Annotated in this window: 1 protein-coding gene; it reads right to left on the bottom strand. The window is 43.6% G+C overall.

Going from position 1 to position 330, the window contains the following annotated elements; translation table 11 throughout:
- Positions 1-107: 107 nt before the first annotated feature.
- The coding region (locus GOQ16_RS17810; protein ID WP_204987532.1) for a hypothetical protein at positions 108-330 on the bottom strand (223 nt) is incomplete at its 5' end.

The raw sequence follows: 330 nt of genomic DNA, 5'->3' as shown, positions 1-330 counted from the left end.
ATACATCAAAACGAGCCGAAGTTATAGCGAAGTACGTGAAATCTTCAAAAATGTAACACACTATGTGAATTGCCTACTGAAACATGCCCACGTATAACGGAAAGCACTTAAAATGTAACAAAGTGCATGAAATGTACCGGATGCGCCAAACGGTAACGAACCCCGTTCAAACGTACGGAGCACTCTGAAACGAACCAGACTCTGTGGAATGCACCAAATGGCGCGAAATACACCAAAATGCGGAAAAGTGGCGAAATGTGCCGGTGCTCACCAAGATGCAAGACATGTAAACAAACACGCCAAAATGTTTTAGTCGCACTAAAAATGGCC

The organism is Sphingobacterium bovisgrunnientis (assembly GCF_009829085.1).
Taxonomy (GTDB): domain Bacteria; phylum Bacteroidota; class Bacteroidia; order Sphingobacteriales; family Sphingobacteriaceae; genus Sphingobacterium; species Sphingobacterium bovisgrunnientis.
This window is presented reverse-complemented; position numbering and strand designations above follow the sequence as displayed.